The 22,926-nt window shown below is 75.7% G+C and carries 22 protein-coding genes; 11 read left to right on the top strand and 11 right to left on the bottom strand.

Annotated features, from left to right (window positions below; translation table 11 throughout):
• Positions 1-27: 27 nt before the first annotated feature.
• Positions 28-162 (bottom strand): hypothetical protein, encoded by a 135-nt coding sequence (locus IEX99_RS22685; RefSeq protein ID WP_268237471.1) that lies wholly within the window; start codon positions 160-162, stop codon positions 28-30.
• A 108-nt stretch (positions 163-270) separates the two neighbouring features.
• Here IEX99_RS22685 and IEX99_RS09700 point away from each other — a divergent pair, with 108 nt between their 5' ends.
• Complete coding sequence (locus IEX99_RS09700) at positions 271-1,245, top strand: Bug family tripartite tricarboxylate transporter substrate binding protein (RefSeq protein WP_188899843.1); 975 nt, start codon at positions 271-273, stop codon at positions 1,243-1,245.
• On the opposite strand, the gene IEX99_RS09705 is transcribed toward IEX99_RS09700, so the two are convergent.
• From IEX99_RS09705 to IEX99_RS09715, 3 genes are all read right to left on the bottom strand, one after another.
• Complete coding sequence (locus IEX99_RS09705) at positions 1,242-2,237, bottom strand: NADPH:quinone reductase (protein WP_188899844.1); 996 nt, start codon at positions 2,235-2,237, stop codon at positions 1,242-1,244. The genes IEX99_RS09700 and IEX99_RS09705 overlap by 4 nt on opposite strands.
• Before the next feature lie 8 nt (positions 2,238-2,245).
• Positions 2,246-3,664 (bottom strand): M20/M25/M40 family metallo-hydrolase, encoded by a 1,419-nt coding sequence (locus IEX99_RS09710; RefSeq protein WP_188899845.1) that lies wholly within the window; start codon positions 3,662-3,664, stop codon positions 2,246-2,248.
• Positions 3,665-3,735: 71 nt separating this feature from the next.
• Positions 3,736-4,887 carry a 2-methylaconitate cis-trans isomerase PrpF family protein gene (locus IEX99_RS09715; RefSeq protein ID WP_188899846.1) on the bottom strand — a complete coding sequence of 384 codons (1,152 nt, stop codon included), beginning with the start codon at positions 4,885-4,887 and terminating at the stop codon, positions 3,736-3,738.
• A 110-nt stretch (positions 4,888-4,997) separates the two neighbouring features.
• Here IEX99_RS09715 and tcuA point away from each other — a divergent pair, with 110 nt between their 5' ends.
• The 8 genes from tcuA (at position 4,998) to holA (ending at position 14,228) form a co-directional block, all read left to right on the top strand.
• The gene (gene tcuA / locus IEX99_RS09720) at positions 4,998-6,506 is read left to right on the top strand and encodes an FAD-dependent tricarballylate dehydrogenase TcuA (protein ID WP_188899847.1); all 1,509 of its coding nucleotides are present in this window, start codon (positions 4,998-5,000) and stop codon (positions 6,504-6,506) included.
• Between the two features lie 116 nt (positions 6,507-6,622).
• Positions 6,623-7,264 (top strand): hypothetical protein, encoded by a 642-nt coding sequence (locus tag IEX99_RS09725; RefSeq protein WP_188899848.1) that lies wholly within the window; start codon positions 6,623-6,625, stop codon positions 7,262-7,264.
• 52 nt (positions 7,265-7,316) lie between these two features.
• A complete protein-coding gene (locus IEX99_RS09730; RefSeq protein ID WP_188899849.1) occupies positions 7,317-8,099 on the top strand; it encodes a DUF4412 domain-containing protein in 783 nt (260 codons plus the stop codon).
• An 82-nt stretch (positions 8,100-8,181) separates the two neighbouring features.
• Positions 8,182-8,856, top strand: coding sequence for a hypothetical protein (locus tag IEX99_RS09735; protein WP_188899850.1), 675 nt, complete (start codon positions 8,182-8,184; stop codon positions 8,854-8,856).
• A 92-nt stretch (positions 8,857-8,948) separates the two neighbouring features.
• Positions 8,949-9,629, top strand: a complete 681-nt coding sequence (locus tag IEX99_RS09740; RefSeq protein WP_188899851.1) for a LolA family protein — start codon at positions 8,949-8,951, stop codon at positions 9,627-9,629.
• A gap of 231 nt (positions 9,630-9,860) precedes the next feature.
• Positions 9,861-12,503 carry a leucine--tRNA ligase gene (gene leuS / locus IEX99_RS09745; protein WP_188899852.1) on the top strand — a complete coding sequence of 881 codons (2,643 nt, stop codon included), beginning with the start codon at positions 9,861-9,863 and terminating at the stop codon, positions 12,501-12,503.
• The gene (gene lptE / locus IEX99_RS09750) at positions 12,469-13,170 is read left to right on the top strand and encodes an LPS assembly lipoprotein LptE (RefSeq protein WP_188899853.1); all 702 of its coding nucleotides are present in this window, start codon (positions 12,469-12,471) and stop codon (positions 13,168-13,170) included. Before leuS ends, lptE begins: the two co-directional genes overlap by 35 nt.
• A gap of 26 nt (positions 13,171-13,196) precedes the next feature.
• The gene (gene holA, locus IEX99_RS09755) at positions 13,197-14,228 is read left to right on the top strand and encodes a DNA polymerase III subunit delta (RefSeq protein ID WP_188899854.1); all 1,032 of its coding nucleotides are present in this window, start codon (positions 13,197-13,199) and stop codon (positions 14,226-14,228) included.
• 190 nt (positions 14,229-14,418) lie between these two features.
• On the opposite strand, the gene IEX99_RS09760 is transcribed toward holA, so the two are convergent.
• The 3 genes from IEX99_RS09760 to IEX99_RS09770 form a co-directional block, all read right to left on the bottom strand.
• On the bottom strand, positions 14,419-14,976 hold the full coding sequence (locus tag IEX99_RS09760; protein WP_229677912.1) for a DUF3576 domain-containing protein: 558 nt from the start codon (positions 14,974-14,976) through the stop codon (positions 14,419-14,421).
• 105 nt (positions 14,977-15,081) lie between these two features.
• Complete coding sequence (locus tag IEX99_RS09765) at positions 15,082-16,539, bottom strand: porin (protein ID WP_188899856.1); 1,458 nt, start codon at positions 16,537-16,539, stop codon at positions 15,082-15,084.
• A 111-nt stretch (positions 16,540-16,650) separates the two neighbouring features.
• A complete protein-coding gene (locus IEX99_RS09770; protein WP_188899857.1) occupies positions 16,651-17,340 on the bottom strand; it encodes a thiamine phosphate synthase in 690 nt (229 codons plus the stop codon).
• Positions 17,341-17,343: 3 nt separating this feature from the next.
• Between IEX99_RS09770 and IEX99_RS09775 the strand changes: the two genes are divergently transcribed.
• The gene (locus IEX99_RS09775; protein WP_188899858.1) at positions 17,344-18,045 is read left to right on the top strand and encodes a YggS family pyridoxal phosphate-dependent enzyme; all 702 of its coding nucleotides are present in this window, start codon (positions 17,344-17,346) and stop codon (positions 18,043-18,045) included.
• Positions 18,046-18,152: 107 nt separating this feature from the next.
• Positions 18,153-19,154, top strand: a complete 1,002-nt coding sequence (trpS, locus tag IEX99_RS09780; protein ID WP_188899859.1) for a tryptophan--tRNA ligase — start codon at positions 18,153-18,155, stop codon at positions 19,152-19,154.
• 94 nt (positions 19,155-19,248) lie between these two features.
• Here trpS and IEX99_RS09785 read toward each other — a convergent pair whose 3' ends face one another.
• The 4 genes from IEX99_RS09785 to IEX99_RS09795 form a co-directional block, all read right to left on the bottom strand.
• Positions 19,249-20,643: a dipeptidase gene (locus tag IEX99_RS09785; RefSeq protein ID WP_188899860.1), complete on the bottom strand. Its 1,395-nt coding sequence runs from the start codon at positions 20,641-20,643 to the stop codon at positions 19,249-19,251.
• A gap of 81 nt (positions 20,644-20,724) precedes the next feature.
• Positions 20,725-21,726, bottom strand: a complete 1,002-nt coding sequence (locus IEX99_RS09790) for a cupin domain-containing protein (RefSeq protein WP_308421483.1) — start codon at positions 21,724-21,726, stop codon at positions 20,725-20,727.
• 215 nt (positions 21,727-21,941) lie between these two features.
• Positions 21,942-22,421 carry a hypothetical protein gene (locus IEX99_RS22460; RefSeq protein ID WP_229677913.1) on the bottom strand — a complete coding sequence of 160 codons (480 nt, stop codon included), beginning with the start codon at positions 22,419-22,421 and terminating at the stop codon, positions 21,942-21,944.
• Positions 22,422-22,461: 40 nt separating this feature from the next.
• Entirely contained in the window at positions 22,462-22,920 is a 459-nt protein-coding gene (locus IEX99_RS09795) for a hypothetical protein (RefSeq protein ID WP_188899861.1), read from the bottom strand.
• Positions 22,921-22,926: the final 6 nt, after the last annotated feature.

The following is a 22,926-nucleotide window of genomic DNA, read 5'->3' on the forward strand; positions in this document are numbered from 1 at the left end:
GAACGGCTCCGTCTCGGGTCTCGTGGTTCAGGCGGCGGCCGGCGCGGGGCCGAGCGCCCGCGGCACGAGGGCGAAGGTCGCGTCGTCGAGCGGGCGGGCGAGGTCCGCGCCGCGGACGGTCGCGCCCGGGATCGCCCCGGTCGGCCCGATTGTCGGCGGCATTGGCGCCTCCTTCCCGATCCGGCATTCTTCTAGCGTGACCGGCCGGCCAGCCGCAACGTGGCCCGCCACCAGAAGAACCCGCCACCATGAAGAACCGGAGGAAACGCGATGAGCATCGCCAGGCGGAGCGTCCTGTCCGCCGCACCCGCCCTGCTGCTCGGCGCCGCGCGCGGCGCCGCGGCGCAGGACTACCCGACGCGCCCCGTGCGCGTGATCATCGGCTTCGCCGCCGGCGGCGCGACCGACATCATGGCGCGGCTGCTCTCCAGCCGCCTCAGCGAGCGCCTCGGCGGGCAGCCCTTCGTGGTCGAGAACCGGCCCGGCGCGGGCACGCTGCTCGCGGCCGAGGCGGTCGCGCGCGCGGCGCCGGACGGCTACACGCTGATGTACGCCTCCTCCTCCACCGTCATCACGCCGCTGATCAACCGCAGCTCGACCCTCAACGTGCCGCGGGACTTCGCCGCCGTCGCCATCGCCCAGGCCTCGCCGATGATCCTGGTGGCGAACAACGACTTCCCGGCGCGCACCATCCCGGAGATCGTGGCGATGGCGAAGGCGCAGCCGGGCCGGATCACCATCTCCCACCCCGGCATCGGCGGCATCAACCACCTCTCGCTCGCGATCTTCATGCAGCGCACGGGCACCGAGTTCACCCTGGTGCCGTTCAACGGCAACCAGCCATCGCTCAACGCCCTGATGCGCGGCGACGTGAACCTCGCCAGCGATTCGCCCTTTGCCACCCGCGGGCTGCTCGAGGCCAACCGCATCCGCCCGGTCGCGGTGACCACGGCGCGGCGCTCCGCCATCCTGCCCGAGGTGCCGGCCTTCGCCGAGTACCTGCCGGGCTACGACGTGCCCTTCTGGTCCGGCTTCATCGCCCCGCGCGCCACGCCGCCCGCGATCCTCGACCGGCTCAACCGCGAGGTCGAGGAGATCCTGAAGCTCCCTGACGTGCTGGAGCGCCTGCGCAGCTTCGGCGCCGAGCCGGTCGGCGGCAGCCGCGAGTCCTTCCAGCGCACGATCGAGGAGGACTGGAGGCGCTGGGGCGAGGTGGTGCGCCAGCTCGGCCTGCAAGGCGGCTAGGGCCGGCCGACCAGCACCACCACCTTGCCCTCCGCCCCCGCTTCCGCGAGCGCGTGCGCCTCCGCCGCGCGCTCCAGCGGGAAGGCCGCGGCGACGGGGAGGCGCATCCAGCCCTCGGCCACCGCGGCGCGCGTCGCCGCCACCGCCGCCCTGCGCGCCGCGCCGTCGAGCAGCATCGCCTGCACGAAGCGCAGCGTCGCGCCCTTGCGCGCGAAGGCGTAGTAGTCGAGCACCGGCGCCGGCTCGCGCGTCGAGGAGTAGGAGGCGATCACGCCGTGCGGCGCGATCGCCGCCGCGTCCAGCGCCTGGTTGGCGCCGAAATCCACCTCGACGATGCGGTCCACGCCGCGCCCGCCGGTCAGCGCCAGGACCCGCTCCGCCGCGTCCGGCGCGCGGTAGTCGAGCACCTCCGCCGCGCCGGCCGCGCGCGCGCGGGCCTGCTTCTCCGGCGTGCTGGCGGTGGCGATCACCCGCGCGCCGGCGCGCGCGGCGAAGCGCACCGCCGCCTGGCCGACCGCGCCGGCGCCGGCGTGGACCAGCACGGTCCGGCCGGCGATCGGGCCATCGGAGAACAGCGCGAGATGCGCCGTCAGGCAGGGCACGCCGAGGCAGGCGCCCTGCGCGAATTCCACCTCCGCCGGCAGCGGCACGGCCTGCTCCGCCGGCACGGCGCAGTACTCGGCGCAGGTGCCGCGGCCGCCGCGCGCGCCGAACACCCAGACGCGCTCGCCGATGCGCGCGCGCGGCACCCCTGCGCCGACCGCCTCGATCACGCCGGCGCCGTCGCCATGCGGGATGTAGCCCGGCTCCTCCGCCGCGTGCCAGCCGCGCACGCCGCGCCAGCCGGCGCGCGCCTTGGTGTCGTGCGGGTTGATGCCGGAGGCGGCGACGCGCACCAGCACCTGCCCCGGCCCGGGCTCCGGCCGCGGCAGCTCCACGAGTTCGAGCACCTCCGCCGGCGGTCCGGTGCGGCGCCAGACGATCGCGCGCATCGCGCGCCTCACCGCCGCCGCGCCGGCGCGGCGCCGGCGCCGATGTCCCACCAGATTCCGGCCAGCAGCCCGAGCCCCTCGCGCAGCAGCGGCGCCAGCGCGTGCTCGTTCGGGCCGTGCTGGTTGCAGCCGGCGTAGCTGCTCGGGATCCAGATCACCGGGATGCCGAGCTCCTCCAGGAACATGTCGGAGGGGTTCGAGCCCGAGGAATTCGGCACGACGTTCGGCGGCCGGTTCGCCGTGCGCGCCATCGAGGCCGCCACCATCCCCACCCAGGGATCGTCCGGGTCGGTGCGCGCGGCGCCGAACATGTCGCGCTCCACCACCGGGACGATCTGCACGCGCCGGAAGCCGCGCGCGTCCAGGTGGCGCCGCAGCGCCGGCACGATCCCGTCGCCCGGCACGTCCACCGTGTGGCGCACCTGCAGCCGCGCGCGCGCCCTTCCCTGCACCGCGTTGGTCGGCGCGTCCGGGTGGCCGGTGATCTGCGCCAGCACGATCACGCTGGTCCAGGCGAAGATCTTCTCGGCCCTGGTCAGCCCCGGCTCGCCCCAGTCCGGATCGGCCTCCGGCAGGCCGGGGATGTCCTCGAACACCAGCTCCGCGCAGGCGCGCTTCACCGACTCCGGGATCGCCTTCGGCGTCCATCCCTCCACCAGGATGCGCCCCTGCGGCGTGACGATGGAGGCGAGGGCGTGCGCCAGCACGAAGGCCGGGTCGGTCAGCACGCCGCCCCAGTGGCCGGAATGGTGCTCGCCCTCGCGGCACTCCACCACCAGGTCGAAGGCGACGCCGCCGCGCGCGCCGAGCTTCAGCTCCGGCATGAAGGTGGTCTGGCGCGGCCCGTCGAGGCCGATGAACACGTCCGCCGCCAGCAGGTCGCGGTCGCGCCGGATCAGCGCGCGCAGGCCCGGCGAGCCCTGCTCCTCGCCGGTCTCCACGACGACCTTCGCGTTGAAGCCGAGCCTCCCGCCGCGCTCCGCCAGCACCGCGCGCAGCGCGTGGATGGCGATCAGGTGCTGGCCCTTGTTGTCCGCCGTGCCGCGGCCGTACCAGCGGTCGCCGCGCACCGTGACCTGCCACGGGTCGAGCCCGTCCTGCCAGCGCCCCGCGAGGCCGCGCACCACGTCGCCATGGCCGTAGATCAGCACCGTCGGCAGGGCGGGGTCCTCGATCCGGGTCGCGAGCAGCACCGGACCGCGGCCCTCGGCGGGATTCTCCAGCACGCGCGTCGCGAAGCCCATGCCGGCGAGCACCGCGGGCAGCGCCTCCTCGCAGTAGCGGCGCAGCTCGGGCAGGCTGCCCGGCATCTGGCTCTCGGTGCGCAGGGCGACGAGCCGGCGCAGGTCGGCGAGGAACCGCCCGTCGTCGAACGCCGCCTGCGCCCGCGCGATCGCGCCCGCCCGCGTGCCGCCGATCTCAGCCATCGCCCCCTCCCATTGGAACGCCCCGCGATCGTGGCATCCGGCCCGCGCCGCCGGAAGCCCGCCCCTGGCGCTCACTCCGGCGGCAGCCAGGCCACCTCGCCCTGCATCAGCCGCCGCGCGGTGCGGAACATCAGCGCGCTCTCCGCCACCCAGGCGCCGTCCGCGCCGCGCCGCACCTCGGCCCCCGCGGCGAGCACGCCGGAGGGATTGCCGATCCGCACCTCCTCCGCCGCCCCGGCGCCGCGGCGGGCGAGCAGGTTCGGCAAGGTCCCCTCGATCCGGCAGGCGACGCCGAGGCAGAGCGCCGCGGTCAGCGGCACCGCGCGGTGCAGCCGCTCCATCGAGACCGCGCGCACCGCGATGTCATACGCCTCCGCCCCGATCGTCTCTCCACCGATGGTGCGGTAAGCGGCGGGCGCGGCCACCATCGCCACCTTCGGCACCCCGAGTCCCGCCTTCTCCGGCGACGCCGCCAGGCCCATCGCCACCGCGCCCACCCGGCGCAGCCGGTCGAGCCGGGCCATCACCCCGGGCCGCGCCTCGATCTCCTCCGGCGTCTCGGCCCCGGTCAGGCCCAGCGCCTCGGCCTCCACGAACACCACCGGCGTGCTCGCATCCACCAGCGAGGCGCGGTAGCGCCGCCCCTCGTCCACCAGCGCATCGAGCACGCGCCCCGTCGGCAGCAGCGCCCCGCTCGCCGCGCCGCCGGGCGCGAGGAAGTCGAGCCGCACCCGCGCCCCGGTGCCGGGCACGCCGGCGATGGCGAAGTCGCCGCGCACCTCCGCCCGGCCGTCGCGCACCGGGAAGCGCGCGTGGATCAGCTTGCGCGTGTTGGTCTGGTGGATGCGCACCAGCGCCTCGCCCTGCCGCGGCGCGCGCACCAGCCCCTCGTCCACCGCGAAGGGCCCGACGGCGGAGGAGAGGTTGCCGCAGTTCCCGGCCCAGTCCACCGCCGGCCGGTCCACCGCGACCTGGGCGAAGGTGTAGTCGAGATCGGCCTCCGGATGCGTCGGCGGCCCGATGATCACGGCCTTGGACAGCGAGGAGATGCCGCCCCCCATCCCGTCGAGCTGCCGCCCGTAGGGATCGGGGCTGCCGAGCACGCCGAGGAAGATGCGCTCCTGCGCCGCGCGCTCCGCCGGCAGGTCGCGGGCGTGGAAGAACACCCCCTTGGAGGTGCCGCCGCGCATGAAGACGGCGGGGATGAAGCGCTGGTTCGGCATGGCGGGCGGCCTCCCTCCGCGAGGCGGGGCGGACGCCCCGCGTTGACACGAATTTGCCGCGGTGCCTAGGGTCTGCGCCGACCAGCAGCGGGCAGGAGCGGAGGATCGGCATGGCCGGACAGGACGCGGCGGCGGCGTATGACGTGATCGTGGTCGGGGCCGGCAACGCCGCGCTCTGCGCCGCCCTCTCGGCGCAGGAGCAGGGCGCCCGGGTGCTGGTGCTGGAGAAGGCCTCGGTCGAGGAGCGCGGCGGCAATTCCACCTTCACCGCCGGCGGCTTCCGCTTCGTCCACGACGGGCTCGAGGACCTGCGGCGCGACGTCCTCGTGGACCTCTCCGAGGCCGAGGCGAAGCAGATCTACATCCCGCCGCAGTCCGTGGACCGCTACATGGAGGATCTGATCCGGGTCACCGAGGGGCTGACGACGGAGGAGCTCGCCAACATCCTCATCCGCCGCTCGCGCGAGACGATCGTCTGGATGCGCACCAGGGGCGGCGTGCGCTTCATCCCGATGTTCGGCCGCCAGTCCTACGTCGTGAACGGCATCCACCACTTCTACGGCGGCGTGAACATCGAGGCGGTCGGCGGCGGCTGGGGCCTGGTGGACTTCCTGATCAAGGCCGCCGAGCGCCACGGCATCGAGATCCGCTACGAGACCGGCCTGCGCAGGCTGCTGCAGGACCGCAAGGGCCGGGTCGTCGGCGTGCAGGTCTTCGGCCCCGAGGGCTACGAGGACATCCACGCCAGGGCCGTCGTCCTCGCCTGCGGCGGCTTCGAGTCCAACCCCGAGATGCGCGTGCGCTACCTCGGCCCGGGCTGGGAGCTCTGCCGCGTGCGCGGCACGCGCCACAACACCGGCGACGGCCTGCGCGCCGCGCTCGAGATCGGCGCCCAGCCCTATGGCGGCTGGTCCACCTGCCACGCCGTGCAGTGGGACATCAGCGCCCCGCCCTACGGCGACCGCCAGGTGCTCGACAATTTCCAGAAGCACTCCTACCCGCTCGGCATCATCGTCAACCTGAACGGCGAGCGCTTCGTGGACGAGGGCGCGGACTACCGCAACCACACCTACGCGAAGTACGGCCGCGAGGTGATGAAGCAGCCGCAGCGCACGGCGGTGCAGATCTTCGACGCCAAGACCATCGGCATGGTGCGCGACGAGTACCGCATCCGGCAGGTGACCAAGGCCACCGCGAACACGATCGAGGAGCTGGCCCGCGCGCTCGACATCAACCCCGAGGGGCTCGCGCGCACGGTGCGGGAGTTCAACGCCGCCTGCCGGCCCGGCGACTACAACCCGGCGATCCTCGACGGCAAGCGCACGGAGGGCATCGCCCCGCCGAAGTCGAACTGGGCGCTGCCGATCGACGAGCCGCCCTTCACCGGCTTCGTCGTCACCTGCGGCATCACCTTCACCTTCGGGGGCCTGCGCATCAACACGCAGGGCGAGGTGCAGGACGTGACCGGCCGCTCCATCCCCGGCCTCTACGCGGCCGGGGAGCTGGTGGGCGGGATCTTCTACCAGAACTACCTCGGCGGCGCGGGGCTGATGTCGGGCGCGGTGTTCGGGCGGCTCTCCGGCGCCAGCGCCGGGCGGTTCGCGACGGCGGGGGGCTGAGGCGGCGCCCCTTCGGCCGGCGGCGGGCGCGCCGGGCCTGCCACGCGGCCCGCATCGTCGTCCAGGCCGCGGGCCGGGTCTCGCCCATCCCCGCAGCGCCCGTCCCGCGAGGCCCCATGCGCCGCCGCCCGCTCCTCGCCGCCTTCGTCCCGCTCCTCGCCGCCCCGGCCTGCGCGCAACCGGCGGCGGAGCGCCCGACCAACCTGCGGCCGACCCGCGACGTCGCCATCCGCTACCGCGTCACCGGCCCCGACCAGGGCGAGATGCGCATCGCCCACTCCGCCGCGGCGGAGGCGATCCGCACCGACTACGCCGGCTTCGGCCCGCCCGGCCCGGTGATCGCCGACATCGCCAACCGCCGCCTGATCTTGCTGCTCGAACACCAGCGCGCGGCGCGGGTTCACCCCCTCTCCGAGCCGGAGCTCCGCACCTTTCGGCAGCCCGAGCCCGGCACCCGGTTCGCCCGCCTGGGCACGGAGCGCATCGCCGGCCACGCCTGCACCCTCTGGCGCATCATCCCGCCCATGCCCGGCGCCCCGCCGCTGACCGTGTGCCTCACCGAGGCCGGGGCGATGCTGCGCGCCGAGGAAGGGGGCCAGCGCGCCGAGGCGCTCGAGGTCATCTACGCCGTGCAGGACCCGGCGCTGTTCCGAATTCCGGACGGATGGCGGGTCGTCCGCGACTGTCGCGGCCGGCGGCCGCCTCCTCCGGCCGCCGGGACCGCGGCGCCTGCCCCGCGGTTGTGCTTCGTCCCTTGACCGCAACCCGAATGATGCGGGATCGTGAAAACCGCCCACGGACCGGGGGGCCATGACCATGCGTCGCCGATCGCCGCTCGCCGCCGTCTCCGCCGCCCTGCTGGCCGGGTCCGCCTCGGCCGGTGCCGCGCAGGACCGCCCGCTCGCCTCGCCGACCCGCGACGTCGCCGTCACCTACCGCCTCGGCGCCGGCGGGCCGACGGAGGAGATGCGCCTCTCCTGGCTCACCGCGGAGCAGCGCATGCGCCTCGACATGCCCGGCCAGGGCTACATGGTGATCGATCAGCGCGCCCAGCGCGCCTTCATGGTCATGGACGACCAGCGCATGGTCATGGAGATCCCCTTCGCCCAGAACACGCGGCGCATGGGCCAGCTCCCGCCCGGCGCGAGGCTGACGCGCGAGGGGCAGGACCGGGTCGCCGGCGCCCCCTGCACGATCTGGGCCTACCAGGAGCGCGGACGCACCGGCCGTTCCTGCATCACCGACGATGGCGTGGTGCTGCGCGTCGAGAGCGCCGCCGGGCCGGAGGAATCCATGGAGGCGCGGACGATCGCCTACGGCCCGCAGGACCCCAGCCGGTTCCGTCCCCCGGAGGACTACACCCTGCTGTCCATGCTGCCCGGCCCTGCGCCGGCCGGCCCGCCGCCGATCGCCTCCGGTCCGGCCGGGCCGCCCCCGTTCGGCGGGGCCGTGCCGCCCGGCGCCATGCCGTTCGGCGCGCTGCCGGCACTGCCGCCGGCCGGCGCGGTCGGAGCGACCTCGACCGGAAGCTCCTCCTCCGCATCCTCCGCGGTGGTGGCTCCGTACGGCGCCGCCCCGCAGCGGTCGCGCTGAGGCCCGTCCGGTGCGCGCGGCTGCGAAGGCGGCGGCACCGCCCCGCTCCCGCGAGCCCGTAACGCCCGTCCGGGGGACCCGCATGGCACACCGGTCATGCCGCCTTTTCCGCCCCTTGCGTGGACTCGCCATCGCCGTCGTGGCCCTGGCCGCGGCGCCGGTTCCCGGCGGTTCGGCGGCGGCCTCCGACCAGGAGGCGCCGGAAGGCGCCGCGCCGCCCCTGCTGCCGGTGCGCGACGTCGCGGTGACCTACCGCCTCGCGGGCCTCGGCGGCGCGAAGGAGATGCGCATATCCTGGCTGGCTGCGGCGGGCCGCCTGCGGCTCGACCTGCCAGCGGAACTCGGCGGCGTCATGCTGGTGGACCGCCACGCCCAGCGCGCCTTCATGGTCATGGACCCCCAGCGCCTGGTGGTGGAGCTGCCGCTCGGCGGCGACCTGCCGCGCCTCGGGGAGCTGCCGCCGGGCGCGCAGCTCGTGCGCGAGGGGCAGGACCGGGTCGCCGGCCTGCCCTGCACGGTCTGGCGCTACCGGGACCGCGAGCAGTCCGGCCGCGCCTGCATCACGGCCGACGGGGTCCTGCTGCGCGCGAGCGGGCCGGGGCCGGCGGGGACAGGGGATGGCGGCGCGCTGGAGGCGGTGGCCGTCGCCTACGGCCCGCAGGATCCGGCCCGGTTCGAGCCGCCGCCCGGCTACCGGTCCATGCGGGCCGCGCCGCCGGCAGGCGAGGCCCCGCCGACGCGCACCGCCGGCCGCTGAGGGAGCGCTCGCGCGCCCGGCTTCGGAGCGGGCGCGCCACCGCAGGCGTCAGCCCCTTCCCCCGGGCGGGCCGCCGCGCCACATCGGGGCGGATGACGAGCACGCCGCCCCGCCGCGCCCTCTCCCGACGCGCCGTCCTGGCCGCCACGGTCCTGTCCGCCGCCGCCGTTCCGCCGCCCGCCGCGGCGCAGGCCACGGCGCTGTCGGAGCGCGACCGCGCGGACCTCGCCCGCATCGAGGCCTATCTCAACGGCCTCACCACCCTGCGGGCGCGATTCCTGCAGATCGCCCAGAACGGCGCCACGGCCGAGGGAACCGCCTGGATCTGGCGCCCGGGCCGGATGCGCTTCGAGTACGACCCGCCCGAGCCGCTGCTGCTGGTGGCCAGCCACGGCCAGTTCCTGCTCTACGACCGGGAGCTGCGCCAGCCTTCCACCGTGCCGGTCTCGCAGACCCCGCTTGCCTTCCTCCTGCGCGAGAACCTGCGGCTCTCGGGCGATGTCACCGTCACCCGTGTCGAGCGCGGCGGCGGCTTCCTGCGGGTGACGCTGCACCGCACCGCCGCCCCGGCGGAGGGCCGGCTGACCCTCGTGTTCCAGGAGGACCCGATCGAGCTGCGCCAGTGGGCGGTGGTGGACGCCCAGGCCCGCGAGACGCGGGTCAGCCTGTCGCGCATCGAGACCGGCGTGCGCATCGACCCCCGCATCTTCGAGTTCAACGACCCCCGCTTCTTCGAAGAAACCGAGCCGCGGCGCGGACCGCCGGGCGGCTGACGCGGCCGCGGTCCGCCGCGCCTCACCCCCCGCCGCAGGCCTCGCGCCGCACGCCGCGCCACCAGGGGCGGCGGCGCCGGCGCCGGGGGCCGCGCCGGCCGACAGCGCGGCGAGCAGGGCGATGGCCGCGGCGCCGCGCCGGCCCGGCCGGGCCGCGCCCTTTCCAGCCGCGGCCGCGCGCCCTATGCCTCTCGCTCGAACCGACATCGCCGCAAATCCGCACCCCGCCCGATGAACGACACCGCCGCCCCATCCCCCACCGCCGCGCCGCGCCACGACTTCGCCGTCGCCGAGCCGCGCTGGCAGGCCGAGTGGGAGCGGCGCGGCTGCTTCGCCGTGCCCGACGTGCCGGACGGCAGCCGGCCGAAATACTACGTCCTGGAGATGTTCCCCTACCCCTCCGGCAAGATCCACATGGGGCATGTGCGGAACTATACGCTCGGCGACGTGGTGGCGCGCTACAAGCGTGCGCGCGGCTTCCTCGTGATGCATCCGATGGGCTGGGACGCCTTCGGCCTCCCGGCCGAGAACGCGGCGCGCGAGCGCGGCATCCATCCGGCGAAGTGGACCTACGAGAACATCGCCACCATGCGCGCCGAGCTGAAGCGCATGGGCCTCTCGCTCGACTGGGCGCGGGAGTTCGCCACCTGCGACGTCGCGTACTACGGCCAGCAGCAGGCGCTGTTCCTCGACTTCCTCGCCGCCGGCCTGGTCGAGCGCAAGGAGAGCTGGGTCAACTGGGACCCGGTGGACCAGACCGTGCTCGCCAACGAGCAGGTGATCGACGGCCGCGGCTGGCGCTCCGGCGCGCCGGTCGAGAAGAAGAAGCTCAGCCAGTGGTTCTTCCGCATCACCCGCTACGCGCAGGAGCTGCTCGACGGGCTGGCGACGCTCGACCGCTGGCCGGAGCGCGTGAAGACCATGCAGGCCAACTGGATCGGCCGCAGCGAGGGCGCGCGCGTGCGCTTCCGCCTGACCGAGCCGCTCGGCGAGCTGCGCGAGGTCGAGGTCTTCACCACCCGTCCCGACACGCTGTTCGGCATGAGCTTCCTCGCCGTCGCCGCCGAGCACCCGCTCGCCGCCGCGGCCGCCGCGCGCGACCCGAAGGCCGCCGCCTTCGTCGCCGAGTGCCGGCGCATGGGCACCTCCGAGGCGGCGATCGAGCAGGCGGAGAAGCGCGGCTACGACACCGGCCTGCGCGTCGCGCATCCCTTCGTCGAGGGCGCGACCTTCCCGGTCTGGATCGCCAATTTCGTGCTGATGGAGTACGGCACCGGCGCGATCTTCGGCTGCCCGGCGCACGACCAGCGCGACCTCGAGTTCGCGCGCAAGTACGGCCTCCCCGTGCGCCCCGTCGTCCTGCCGCCCGGCGCCGATCCGAAGACCTTCGCGATCGGCGACGCCGCCTATGTGGACGACGGCACGATCTTCAACTCCGGCTTCATGGACGGCCTCGGCGTCGCCGCCGCCAGGCGCGCCGCGATCGAGCGGCTGGAGGCGACCGGCCAGGGCAGGGGCGAGATCAACTGGCGGCTGCGCGACTGGGGCGTCTCCCGCCAGCGCTACTGGGGCTGCCCGATCCCGGTGATCCACTGCGAGTCCTGCGGCATCGTCCCGGTGCCGAAGGACCAGCTCCCGGTGGCCCTGCCGGAGGACGTGGACTTCTCGAAGCCGGGCAACCCGCTCGACCACCACCCGAGCTGGAAGCACGTCCCCTGCCCGCGCTGCGGCAGGCCGGCGCGGCGCGAGACCGACACCTTCGACACCTTCGTGGACAGCTCCTGGTACTACGCGCGCTTCTGCTCCCCGCGCGCGAAGGTGCCGGTGACACGCGCCGCGGTGGACGCCTGGCTCCCCGTGGACCAGTACATCGGCGGCATCGAGCACGCGATCCTGCACCTGCTCTACAGCCGCTTCTTCGCCCGCGCCATGAAGGCGACCGGCCACCTCGCCGTGGAGGAGCCCTTCGCCGGCCTGTTCACCCAGGGCATGGTCACGCACGAGAGCTACCGCGCCGCGGACGGCCGCTGGCTCTATCCGGACGAGGTGGAGATCACCGTCGCCCCGGACGGCTCGCGCCAGGCGATCGAGAAGGCGACGCGCGCGCCGGTGACCATCGGCCGCGTCGAGGCGATGTCGAAGTCCAAGCGCAACACGGTGGACCCCGGCGCGATCATCGAGCGCTACGGCGCCGACACGGCGCGCTGGTTCATCCTCTCCGACAACCCGCCGGAGCGGGACATGGAGTGGACCGAGGCGGGCGTCGCCGGCGCCTTCCGCTTCACCCAGCGCCTGCACCGCCTGACCACCGCCGCGCTGCCCGCCCTGCCGCCGCCCGGCACGCCGGTCCCGGCCACCGCCGACGGCCCGGCGAGGGCGCTGCGCCGCGCCACCCACCGCGCCATCGCCGCGGTGACCGAGGCGCTGGAGAGCTTCGCCTTCAACGTCGCCGTCGCGCGCATCCACGAGCTCGCCAACGCCATCGCCGAGGCCGAGACGGCCGGCGCGCATGCGGACGCCGGCCTCGCCGCCGCGCGGCGCGAGGCGCTGGAGGCGCTCGCCCGCCTGATCGGCCCGATGATGCCCCACCTCGCCGAGGAGCTCTGGTCGCTGCTGCGGCCCGGCGAGGCCCGGCTCGTCGCCGAGCTGCCCTGGCCGGAGGCCGATCCCGCGCTGCTCAAGGCCGAGACCGTCACCCTCGCCGTGCAGGTCCTTGGCAGGCTCCGCGCCACCATCGAGGTGCCGGCGGGGGCCGACGAGGCCACCGTCTTCGCCCTGGCGGAAGCGCAGGAGAACGTGCAGCGTGCGCTCGGCGGCAAGCCGATCAGGAAGCGCATCCATGTCCCGGGCCGTGTGGTCAATCTCGTCGTCTAGGGCCGCCTTCGCTCGGCCGTGGTCGCCGCACGGCTCCCGCTCGTCGTGTGGCGGGCCGGTCCACGCGCCCGGCCGCTTCCGGCCGTCCGCGGCCTGCTCCAGGCGCGGGCTGCTGCGCGGCGGCGCCGCCTCGGCCGCGGCGCTCCTCCTCCCCGGCTGCGGCTTCCGCCCGCTCTACGGCGAGGGCGGGGGCGAGGCGATCGCGGCGGAGGCGCCGGTGCGGGCCGAATTGGCCGCGGTCGAGGTGATGCGCATCCCCGAGCGCAACGGCCAGCTCCTGCGCCGCGCGCTGGGCGAGCGGCTGCACGGCGCCCATCCCCCGGTGCCGCCGCGCTACGACCTGCGCGTCAGCCTCGCCTTCGCCGCCGAGCCGCTCGGCTTCCGCCGCGACGGCACGCCGAGCCGCGTGCGCTACCGCGGCACGGCGAGCTGGTGGCTGCTGACGCGCACCACCCCGCCCAGGGAGGTCGCCTCCGGCACCGAGCGCGAGAACGACGCCTACAACATCCCGGACCAGCAGTTCTTCGCCGCCGACGTGGCGCGCGAGGCGATGGAGCGGCGGATGGTCGAGCAGTTCGCCTTCTCGATCGCGCAGCGCCTCGCCATCCACTTCCGCGGCCGCGCCGCGCCGGAGGTCGCGGCCGCCTCCGGCGCCGGCCGCGGCTGAGCGCGGCGCCGCTCCGCCCGCCCGCCGTGGCCAAGCTCGACGCCCGGCGCCTCCCCGGCTTCCTCCTCGGCCCCGGCCCGGACTGGCGCGTGGCGCTGCTGTTCGGCGACGACGCCGGGCTGGTGCGCGAGCGCGCCGAGGCGCTGCTGCGCGCCGTCGCCGCGCCCGACGATCCCTTCGGCATCGTCGAGATCCCGCGCGAGGCGGCGGCGAAGGACCCCGGCCTGCTCACCGCCGAGGCGGCGACCCCCTCGCTCACCGGCGGCCGCCGCGCCGTGCGCGTGCGCGACGCGACCGACGGCCTCGCCGCGGCGGCGAAGGAGGCGCTGGCCGGCAAGGGACCCGGCCTCGTCGTGCTCGAGGCCGGGGAACTGCCGGCGCGGAGCCGGCTGCGCGCCCTGCTCGAGCCCGCCGAGGCCGCCGCGGTGATCGCCTGCTACCGCGAGCGCGGCGCCGAGCTCGCCGCGAGCATCGGCCGCGTCCTGCGCGAGCTCGGCGTCGGCGCGGTGGAGCCGGCGGCGCTCGACTGGCTCGCCGGCCGGCTCGGCGAGGACCGGATGCTGCTGCGGCGCGAGCTGGAGAAGCTCGCGCTGCTGGCGGGCGAGGGCGGGACGGTGACGGCGGAGCTCGCCCTCGCCGCCATGGCCGAGGGCGGCGCCGCGCTCGACCTGGACGAGGCGCTGATGGCGGCGACCGGGGGCGACCTCGCCACCGCCGACCGGGCGCTGGACGCCGCCTTCGCCGAGGGCGCGACCGGGGTGGGGGTGGTGCGCGCGGCGCTGCGCCACGTGCAGCGGCTGCACCTGGCCGCCCTGGCGGTGGCCCTGGAGGGCGCCGCGCCGGCCGCGGCCGCGGCGGGCCTGCGCCCGCCGGTGTTCTTCCGCCACAGGCCTGCCTTCGAGCGCGCGCTGCGGCTCTGGCGGCCGGATCAGCTCGCCGCGGCGGGCGAGGCGCTGCTGGAGGCGGAGCGCCGCGCCAAGAGCACCGGCATGCCGGATGCCGCGATCGCCCGCGGCGCCGTGCTCGCGCTGGCGCGCCAGGCGGCGGCGCGCCGCTGAGGGGCGCCGCGCCGGCGCGGTGCCGCATGGACCCGGATCGCTCCGGCGGCGTTCCGGTCATGCGGGCAGGCTCGGGACGTTCGCGGGCGAGGGCCGTTTTCGCGCGGCTGCGCTTGCGGCACCGGCTGTCGCGCGTCGTCCGGCGAGCCGATCCGCGCTTCCGGCCGTTTCCGGTCGTCCGCAATCGGCTCTAACGCGCCGCGATGGCCTGGCTGCGCAGCTCGCGCGCGCGGGCGAGGATGTTGTCCTCCAGCGCGGCGGCGGTGCCGGGGGAGACCGGCTGGTCCACCCAGGCGCCATTGCGGTCGCGCACCTGGCGGTGCACCGACACGCGCACGCCGTCCGAGCGGAGCTGGCGGCCGAGGAGGTAGGCGGTGGCCCGGAAGCGCTCGGACGGCTCGGAGGGCGGGGTGTACCAGTCGGTGATGACGACGCCGCCGAAGGGATCGGCCGAGGCGAGCGGCATGAAGGAGAGCGTGTCGAGCGTGGCGCGCCAGAGATAGGCGTTGACCCCGAGGCCGCCGCCTGCGCCCCCCGGGTCTCCGGCATTGCCGGGCGGGCGCGAGCGATCTACGCCGAACACCAGCAGCCCGTCGGAGCTGCCGCTGAGGCGGCCCCGGACCTGGGCGCGCCGGCTGTCGTCGACGTACTCGTCGTTGCGGACAGCACGGGTTTCCCCGCAGGCCGCGGCGAAGGTCAGCGCGGCGAGGGGGAGGGCGAGGGCGATGCGGCTGGTGCGCGACGACATGGCGGCGGCACGATAGGCGAGGCGGGCCGACATGCAAGGGCCAAAAAGGAAGGGGCGGCGGGTTGCCCCGCCGCCCCGGAGTTGCGGATCCGATGGCGTGCCCGCTCAGAAGGCCAGACGGACGCCGGTGAGGAACACGTCGGCGACCGCGCGGTCCTGGATGCCCGGGCGCACCGGGTCGAGGTCGCGGTTGGTTTCCTGCACGCGGAACTGGCTGTACTGGGCGACCAGGTCGAGGCCCGGCGCCAGGCGGTAGTTGCCGCCGATGCCCCAGCCCCAGCGGCGCATCGAGGCCGCGGTGCAGGAGGCGCCGGGGGCGCAGGTGACCCTGACAAGGCCGGTGTCGCTGCCCACGCCGGCCGCCGCCGGGTTGTAGGAGCTGCGGCTGCCGCCCTCGAAGGTGCCGAAGACGTAGTTGGCGCCGATGGTGAAGGGGCCGTTGGTGTAGCTGAGGCCGAAGGTGTACTGGTTCATCGGCCGGTCGCCGCGGAAGGTGTTGCCCCAGAAGAAGTTGGCGTCGCCGTAGGTCCAGTTGCCGCCGACCGTGAGGCCGTAGGCGGTCGCCTGGGCGCCGATGGTCCAGACGTTCAGGTTGTTGAACACCCGGTGCTGCGTGCCGGAGAGGATGACGCCGGGCGCGTTCGGGTTGGTCGAGACGATGTTGGCCGCGGTCAGCTCGCGCTGCGCCGTCGAGGTCAGGTAGCCGCCGGTCACGGCGAGGCCGACGCCGCCGAAGCTGCCGCGCCAGCGGCCCATCAGCTGGATCTCGTTGCGGCGGGCGGCGATGTTCGGGCCGGCGCCGGGGATGCCGAAGTTGCTCGCGCCGGTCGCCGCGTAGCTGCGGTCGCACCACACCGAGGCGACGTTGTTGACGCAGCCGTGGTCGGCGCCCTCGTTGTAGTTCGGCGCGTAGCTCACGCCGAAGTCGAAGCCGAAGAACTGCGGCGAGAGGTAGATGATCTTCGTGCTGTCGCCGATGCCGCCCGGCGTCGTCTGGGTGCGCGCGCCCATCTGGCGGGTGACGAAGTCCTCCCACTCGCCGAAGATGCCGCCGGTGCCGAAGCCGGTGATCCAGCCCGTGCTCATCAGGCCGATCGCCCCGTCCTCGTCGCCGAAGCGGATCTGGCCGAAGGTCGGGTGCCCGATGAAGACGTAGGCCTCGTCCAGCGCCGCCGAGGTCTTCGGCGTAGAGCCGCGGGTCTGGTCGATCGAGCGGCCCTCCTGGCCGTCGAAGTTGATCTCGATGACCGCGCCGTAGGTCATCCCGTTGGCGGCCTTGCCGTCGACGAAGACGTGCACTTCGCCGTTCGTCGAGAAGTCGTGCTTGCCGAGGCGCGCCCGGTTGTTGGCCGCCGGCACCGACTGGTCGGCGTTGCCCGCGGCGACGTTGGTCGGCGTCGTGTTGTTCGCGATCGACTCCTGGCCGCCTTGCTGCGTGTAGCCGTAATAGGCGCGGAAGAAGCCGCCGATCCGGACGGTCGGGGCCTGCTGCGCCTCGGCCACCGACGGCCCCAGCAGCGCCGCGCCGACCACCGCCGTGGTGCCCAGCAGGATTTTGCGCATTCCAGTCCTCCTCACGTGCCGGGAGCCCCCGGCCTGTTCCGTTCGGCCCCCCTCCTGCCCCCCCGGACAGGAATGCCGCTCCCCGGGCGGGGCTCGGCAGGCCTGGCCAGACTATGGGTCAGCGGAACGAACCGGAGCAACAGGGGTCGGACCGTCATCGCGACATCCCCGAGACAGTGTGTCGCGGCCGCCACACGAATCGGTGAGGGCCCCGATCGCCGCCAGCCCCAGCAGCCGCGCGCGGGGCAGCCGCCGCACCGTCGCCGGCCCCACCCCGCCCAGCGCCGCCGCCCGCCCGCCGCGGGGCAGGCGCCGCGCCAGCGCCGCCCAGCGCAGCGGGCCGAGCGCCGGCTGGCCGGGATGGCTCGCCGTCGGAAAGGCCGGGGAGAGGAAGGCGAGGTCGGCCCCGAGCCGCCGCACCCGCGCCGCCCCCGCCGCCCCGCCATGCGCGGCGAGGCTGAGGCGGGCCCAGGGCGCCCCGGCCCGCCGCGCCCGCAGGAACGGCAGCAGCCCGGTGCTGGCGCGCCGCTCCGGCAGGTGCAGCCCGGCGCGCAGGCGCAGCGCCGCGCGGCCGTCGCCGGCGACCAGCAGCACCAGGCCGCGCCCGCGCGCCAGCCGCGCCAGCCGCGCCAGCACCGGGGGCGCGAGCCCGCGCGCCAGCACCCCCGCCGCGCCGCGCCGGGGCAGCCGCGCCGCCGCCGGCACGGGATCGGGCAGCCGCACCGGGTCGCTCACCAGCCAGAGCGCGGGCAGGCGGGGGGGCGGGTTGAGCCGCCGCGCCGCCGCCTCTAGCGTCCGCATCGCATGGACCAGCTCCCCGCCGCCTCCGCCTCCGCCGCGACCATCGCCGCCAACCTCGCCCGGGTGCGCGAGAGGATCGCCGAGGCCGTCGCCCGCGCCAACCGGCCGGCGGGCAGCGTCACCCTCGTCGCCGTCTCCAAGACCCAGCCGGCCGAGGCGGTGCGGGCCGCCCTCGCCGCCGGGCAGACCGTGTTCGGCGAGAACCGCGTGCAGGAGGCGGCGGCCAAGTTCCCGCCGCTGCGCGCCGCGCATCCCGCGCTGCGCCTGCACCTGATCGGCGCGCTGCAGACCAACAAGGCGCGCGAGGCGGTGCGCCTCGCCGACGTGATCGAGAGCCTCGACCGCCCGCGCCTCGCCGCCGCGCTGGCCGAGGCGATGCGCAGGGAAGGCCGCCGCCCGACCCTGCTCGTCGAGGTCAACACCGGCGACGAGCCGCAGAAGGCGGGCGTGCCCCGCGCCGAGGCCGAGGCCTTCCTGCGCGCCTGCCGCGACGAATACGGGCTCGCGATCGCCGGCCTGATGTGCATCCCGCCGGCGGGGGAGGACCCGCGGCCGCATTTCGAGTACCTCGCCGGGCTCGCCGCGAAGCACGGGCTCGGCGTGCTCAGCATGGGCATGAGCGCCGACTTCGAGGTCGCGATCGCCTGCGGGGCGACGCATGTGCGGATCGGCACCGCGGTGTTCGGGGCCCGGCCCCGGCCCTGAGGTCCCGACGGGGCCGGCCCGGCCGCCCGCGGCCCCGTCCCGCTTGACGCCCCCGCCGGCGCGCGGGAAACCGCCGGCGACTCCCCCAGCGCACGGTCCCGCTTGCCATGCAGCGCGTCTTCTCCGGCATCCAGCCCTCCGGCGTGCCGACCCTCGGCAACTACCTCGGCGCCATCCGCAACTGGGTGCCGATGCAGGACGACCACGACTGCATCTTCTGCGTCGTGGACCTGCACGCGATCACGGTCTGGCAGGACCCGAAGCAGCTCACGCAGCAGACGCGGGAGATGGCGGCGGCGCTGCTCGCCTGCGGGCTCGACCCGCGCAAGTGCATCCTGTTCGTGCAGAGCCACGTGCGGGCGCACGCGCAGCTCGCCTGGATCTTCAACTGCGTCGCGCGGCTCGGCTGGCTGAACCGCATGACGCAGTTCAAGGACAAGGCGGGCAAGGACCGCGAGAACGCCTCCGCCGGGCTCTACGTCTATCCGAACCTGATGGCGGCCGACATCCTCGCCTACCACGCGACGCGCGTGCCGGTCGGCGAGGACCAGAAGCAGCACCTCGAGCTCGCCAACGACATCGCGCAGAAGTTCAACCACGACTACGGCGTGACGTTCTTCCCCGCGATCGAGCCGCTGATCCGGGGCGTCGCCGCGCGGGTGATGTCCCTGCGCGACGGCACGAAGAAGATGTCGAAGTCCGATCCCTCGGACCAGTCGCGCATCAACCTCACCGACGATCCGGACACGATCGCGCTCAAGATCCGCCGCGCCAAGACCGATCCGCTGCCGCTGCCCGAGCACGTCTCCGGCCTGGAGGGGCGGCCGGAGGCGCGCAACCTGGTCGGCATCCTCGCCGCCATCACCGACACGCTGCCCGAGAACGTGCTGCGCGAGCACGGCGGCAAGGGCTTCGCCCAGTTCAAGGAGGTGCTGGCGGAGGCGCTGGTCGCCCACCTCTCGCCGATCGCGGCCGAGATCCGGCGCCTGCTCGCCGACCCGCACGCGATCGACGCCGCGCTGCACGCCGGCGCCGAGCGCGCGCGGGCGATCGCCGACCCGATCGTGGCGCGCACGCAGGAGATCGTGGGCTTCCTGCCGGAGCGCTGAGGCGGCGCCCGGCCGCGCCCGCCGCACCGCCCTCGCGCGCCGTTCGCGCTGGCGCTCCGCGCCGCCGGCCTGCCGCGGCCGCCCGCGATCCGCTCTACCCCGCGCCGAGCGCGGCGAGCAGCCGCGCGTGGCTGCGGATGCCGTGGCGCAGGCAGCGCAGCTCGAACTTCTCGTTCGGGCTGTGCACCTGGTCGTCGTTCAGGCCGAAGCCCATCAGCAGGGATTCGAGCCCGAGGATGCGCCGCATGCTCTCCACCACCGGGATCGAGCCGCCGCTGCCCATCAGCACCGCGGGGCGGCCGTATTCCTCGGCGAGCGCGGCGCGGGCGGCGCGCACCCAGCGGGACTCGGCCGGCACCTCGATCGCGGGGCTGGCGCCGAAGACCTGGATCTCCGCCTTCGCGTCCGCGGGCAGGCGCGCGTCGAGGAAGGCGCGCAGCCCGGCGATGACGCGCTGCGGGTCCTGGCCGGGGACGAGGCGGAAGGAGAGCTTCGCATGCGCCTCGGCCGGGATCACGGTCTTGCTGCCCGGGCCCGTGTAGCCGCCCCAGATCCCGTTGATGTCGGCGGTCGGCCGCGCCCAGAGCCGTTCGAGCGCGGCCCGGCCGCGCTCGCCCGCGGGCACGGAAAGCCCGACCTCGCCGAGGAAGGCCGCCTCGTCGAAGCCGAGCGCCTCCCATTCGCGCCGCTGTTCGGGCGCGAGTTCCGCCACGCCCTCGTAGAAGCCGGGGAGACGGATGCGGCCCTCGGCGTCCTTCAGCTCGCCCAGGATGCGGGTCAGCAGGTTGATCGGGTTGAGCGCGCTGCCGCCGTAGAGGCCGGAATGCAGGTCGCGCGAGGCGGCACGCAGGTCGATCTGGACGTAGACAAGGCCGCGCAGCCGCGTGGTGACGGCGGGGGTGGCGATGTCCCACATGCCGGTGTCGCTGATCACCGCGACATCGGCGCGCAGCTCCGCGCGCTGCCGCTCGAGGAAGGCGTCGAGGCTCGGGCTGCCGATCTCCTCCTCGCCCTCGACGAGGACGGTGGCGCGCACGGGAAGGGTGCCGGCGAGCGCGTGATGGGCGCGCAGCGCCTCGAGCCAGGTCATCACCTGGCCCTTGTCGTCCACCGCGCCGCGGGCGCGGATGCGCGGGCCGTGCGGGCCCTCGACCAGGACCGGCTCGAAGGGCGGCGAGGCCCAGAGGTCGAGCGGCTCCGGCGGCTGCACGTCGTAGTGGCCGTAGTAGAGGAGGTGCGGGGCGTCCGCCCTGCCGGGCCCGTCGTGGTGGGCGACGACGCAGGGATGGCCCGCGGTCGGGCGGATCTCGGCGCGGAAGCCGAGGCCGGCGAGCTGGTCGCGCAGCCACTCCGCGGCGCGGCGGCAGTCCTGCGCGTGCTGCGGCTGGGCGCTGACCGAGGGGATGCGCAGCCACTCGAACAGCCGCGCGCGGGAGGCGTCGAGGTTGGCGTCGATGTGGGAGAGGAGGGCGTCGAGGGGGACGGTCATCGGGCGCCTCGGCTGGCCTGCGTGGTCCGCCGCAGTCTGGCCGTCGCGGCGGAGGACGGGAAGCCTCGGCCGCTCCGCCGCCTATGCCGCCCTCTCCAGCAGCCCCCAGCCGGCCAGCCGCCGGCAGAAGGCCAGCGCGTCCTCGCCGCCGAGCTCCGCCGGCGTGGCGCCGTCCTCCAGCCGCTGCAGCCACGCGAGCCGGGTGGCGTCCAGCGTCTCCGCCCCGCCGCTCCAGCGCAGCACCGCGCCGCCGTCCTCGCGCGGCACCAGGTGGTGGTGCATGGTGTCGGCGAGGCGCAGCCGGTCCTCCGGACCCGGCGGCGGGGTCAGCAGGCCGCGCGCCGGCAGCGGCAGGCGGTCCGTCGCCAGCCGGTCGAGGAGGCGCAGCGCCAGGCGCTCCATCGCCGCCGGCGTCGCCAGGGCGCGGAGGCGCTCCGCCGCGCCGGCGGCGAGTGCCGCCGCCGCCTCCGGCTCGGCCAGGCGCCAGCTCGGGAAGCCCTGGCGCAGGGCGGTCCCCGCCGCCGTCTCCGCCTCCAGCAGGCCGAGCAGGTCGCGCAGCGCCTCGGCCCAGGCCGGCTCGAACAGGCCGACCGTGATGTGCAGCGAGGCCGTGGCCGCGCCCTGCTCCACCTCCGCGTCGTGCATCACGCCGCGCGGCAGGTAGAGCGCGTCGCCGGGCGCGAGCGTCAGCGTCGCCGGCTCGCCCTCCGGCCGCACCGAGCCGCTGCCGGCCCAGGGGATGCGCCGCGTCGGGTGCGGCACCGGCTGGCCCGGCCAGACGCGCCAGCGCTTCGCGCCCTCCACCTGCAGCACGACCACGTCGTGGGTGTCGTAGTGGATGCGGAAACCCTGGCTGCCCGGCGGGGTGAGGTAGATGTTGGCCTGCACCGGATGCAGGAACACCCGCTCCAGCCCGCGGCAGAAGCGCGCGAGCGGCGCGTGCAGCTCGTGGAACTGCGAGACCACCAGCGTCGCGCCGGCGTCGAAGCGGGCGAGCAGGCGCGGCAGGTCCACCCGCCCGTCCTCGTCGGCGTATTCGTGCTCCGGCACGGCGGCGCTGCCCTGGCGCGCGCTCTCGGCCATGGAGACGCGGGGGCTGCGCGCCGCGTCGGTGCGCAGGAAGGCGTCGAGGTCGGCGACCGAGAGCAGCGGACGGAAGCGCGCCGGGTCGGGGCCGGGCAGGTGGCGCCATGCGGCGGCCTCGCGCAGCGCGAAGCCCTCCTCGAGGGAGAGCGGGGCGAAGGCGAGGGCCCAGGCCTGTTCGGCGAGGGTGGCGAAGGGTGGCGGCGTCGGCTGGCTCAGCGATAGGGTCCCCGGCCGCGGCCCGGCGCGTCGCGCGGGTCGCTGTCGCTGCGGCCCGTATAGGGCACGCCGCGCCCCGGGGCATCGCGCGGGTCGGAATCGGAATAGCCGGTGTACGGACGCCCGCGCCCCGGCGCGTCGCGCGGGTCGCTGTCCGAGTAGCCGGTCTGCGGACGCCCGCGCCCGGGGGCGTCGCGCGGGTCGGAGTCGGACCAGCCGGTATGGGGGCGCCCGTGGCCCGGCGCGTCGCGAGGATCGGAATCCGAATACCCGGTGCGCGGCCGCCCGTAGCCGGGCGCGTCGCGCGGGTCGCTGTCCGAATAGCCGGTCTGCGCCGGAATGCGCTTCACCCCGCCGCCCTGCGCCTCGGCCGCGCCCGGAGCGCCCGCCGCGATCGCCGCGGCCCCGCCGGCCCCGGCGAGCCGCAGCACCAGCAGCCTGCGGCCGAGGCGCCGGCGGTCTTGGATGTCGCTCATGGTGCGCGCCCTTCCCTTTCCTTGTCGGCCGGTCGCCGGGTCAGTAGCCGCGCCGGCCGTGGCCGGGGGCGTCGCGGGGATCGGAATCCGAGAGGCCGGTGCGCCGCCAGCCGCCGCGGCCGCGGCCGGGCGCGTCGCGGGGGTCGGCGTCGGTCAGCCCGGTGCCTCGGTAGCCGCCGCGGCCGTAGCCGACACCGTCGCTCGGATCGGCATCGGTGTAGCCGGTGCGCGCGCGATAGACCGGGCCGACGCGCCCGCGCCCCGGCGCGTCATGGGGATCGGCATCGGTGTAGCCGGTGCCGGGCGGGCGATAGGCGATTCCGCCCCGGCCCTGCCCCGGCGCATCGTAGGGATCGGCGTCGCTCACGCGCGGCGGCGGCGCCACCGGCACGGGCACCGGCACGCAGCCGGGCAATGCGGCGGCCACCCCGCCGAGGCCGGCGAGCCGCAGCACCAGCAGGCGCCGACCGGCCCTGCCCTCCTTCGGGTCCTCGGACATGTCGCC

The organism is Caldovatus sediminis (assembly GCF_014644455.1).
Classification (GTDB): Bacteria; Pseudomonadota; Alphaproteobacteria; order Acetobacterales; family Acetobacteraceae; genus Caldovatus; species Caldovatus sediminis.

What these genes read in the sequence shown, in the direction of transcription:
- IEX99_RS22685 (WP_268237471.1), bottom strand. Translation starts at nt 162, where the DNA reads ATGCCGCCGACAATCGGGCCGACCGGGGCGATCCCGGGCGCGACCGTC.
- IEX99_RS09700 (WP_188899843.1), top strand. Translation starts at nt 271, where the DNA reads ATGAGCATCGCCAGGCGGAGCGTCCTGTCCGCCGCACCCGCCCTGCTG.
- IEX99_RS09705 (WP_188899844.1), bottom strand. Translation starts at nt 2,237, where the DNA reads ATGCGCGCGATCGTCTGGCGCCGCACCGGACCGCCGGCGGAGGTGCTC.
- IEX99_RS09710 (WP_188899845.1), bottom strand. Translation starts at nt 3,664, where the DNA reads ATGGCTGAGATCGGCGGCACGCGGGCGGGCGCGATCGCGCGGGCGCAG.
- IEX99_RS09715 (WP_188899846.1), bottom strand. Translation starts at nt 4,887, where the DNA reads ATGCCGAACCAGCGCTTCATCCCCGCCGTCTTCATGCGCGGCGGCACC.
- tcuA (WP_188899847.1), top strand. Translation starts at nt 4,998, where the DNA reads ATGGCCGGACAGGACGCGGCGGCGGCGTATGACGTGATCGTGGTCGGG.
- IEX99_RS09725 (WP_188899848.1), top strand. Translation starts at nt 6,623, where the DNA reads ATGCGCCGCCGCCCGCTCCTCGCCGCCTTCGTCCCGCTCCTCGCCGCC.
- IEX99_RS09730 (WP_188899849.1), top strand. Translation starts at nt 7,317, where the DNA reads ATGACCATGCGTCGCCGATCGCCGCTCGCCGCCGTCTCCGCCGCCCTG.
- IEX99_RS09735 (WP_188899850.1), top strand. Translation starts at nt 8,182, where the DNA reads ATGGCACACCGGTCATGCCGCCTTTTCCGCCCCTTGCGTGGACTCGCC.
- IEX99_RS09740 (WP_188899851.1), top strand. Translation starts at nt 8,949, where the DNA reads ATGACGAGCACGCCGCCCCGCCGCGCCCTCTCCCGACGCGCCGTCCTG.
- leuS (WP_188899852.1), top strand. Translation starts at nt 9,861, where the DNA reads ATGAACGACACCGCCGCCCCATCCCCCACCGCCGCGCCGCGCCACGAC.
- lptE (WP_188899853.1), top strand. Translation starts at nt 12,469, where the DNA reads ATGTCCCGGGCCGTGTGGTCAATCTCGTCGTCTAGGGCCGCCTTCGCT.
- IEX99_RS09760 (WP_229677912.1), bottom strand. Translation starts at nt 14,976, where the DNA reads ATGTCGTCGCGCACCAGCCGCATCGCCCTCGCCCTCCCCCTCGCCGCG.
- IEX99_RS09765 (WP_188899856.1), bottom strand. Translation starts at nt 16,539, where the DNA reads ATGCGCAAAATCCTGCTGGGCACCACGGCGGTGGTCGGCGCGGCGCTG.
- IEX99_RS09770 (WP_188899857.1), bottom strand. Translation starts at nt 17,340, where the DNA reads ATGCGGACGCTAGAGGCGGCGGCGCGGCGGCTCAACCCGCCCCCCCGC.
- IEX99_RS09775 (WP_188899858.1), top strand. Translation starts at nt 17,344, where the DNA reads ATGGACCAGCTCCCCGCCGCCTCCGCCTCCGCCGCGACCATCGCCGCC.
- trpS (WP_188899859.1), top strand. Translation starts at nt 18,153, where the DNA reads ATGCAGCGCGTCTTCTCCGGCATCCAGCCCTCCGGCGTGCCGACCCTC.
- IEX99_RS09785 (WP_188899860.1), bottom strand. Translation starts at nt 20,643, where the DNA reads ATGACCGTCCCCCTCGACGCCCTCCTCTCCCACATCGACGCCAACCTC.
- IEX99_RS09790 (WP_308421483.1), bottom strand. Translation starts at nt 21,726, where the DNA reads ATGGCCGAGAGCGCGCGCCAGGGCAGCGCCGCCGTGCCGGAGCACGAA.
- IEX99_RS22460 (WP_229677913.1), bottom strand. Translation starts at nt 22,421, where the DNA reads ATGAGCGACATCCAAGACCGCCGGCGCCTCGGCCGCAGGCTGCTGGTG.
- IEX99_RS09795 (WP_188899861.1), bottom strand. Translation starts at nt 22,920, where the DNA reads ATGTCCGAGGACCCGAAGGAGGGCAGGGCCGGTCGGCGCCTGCTGGTG.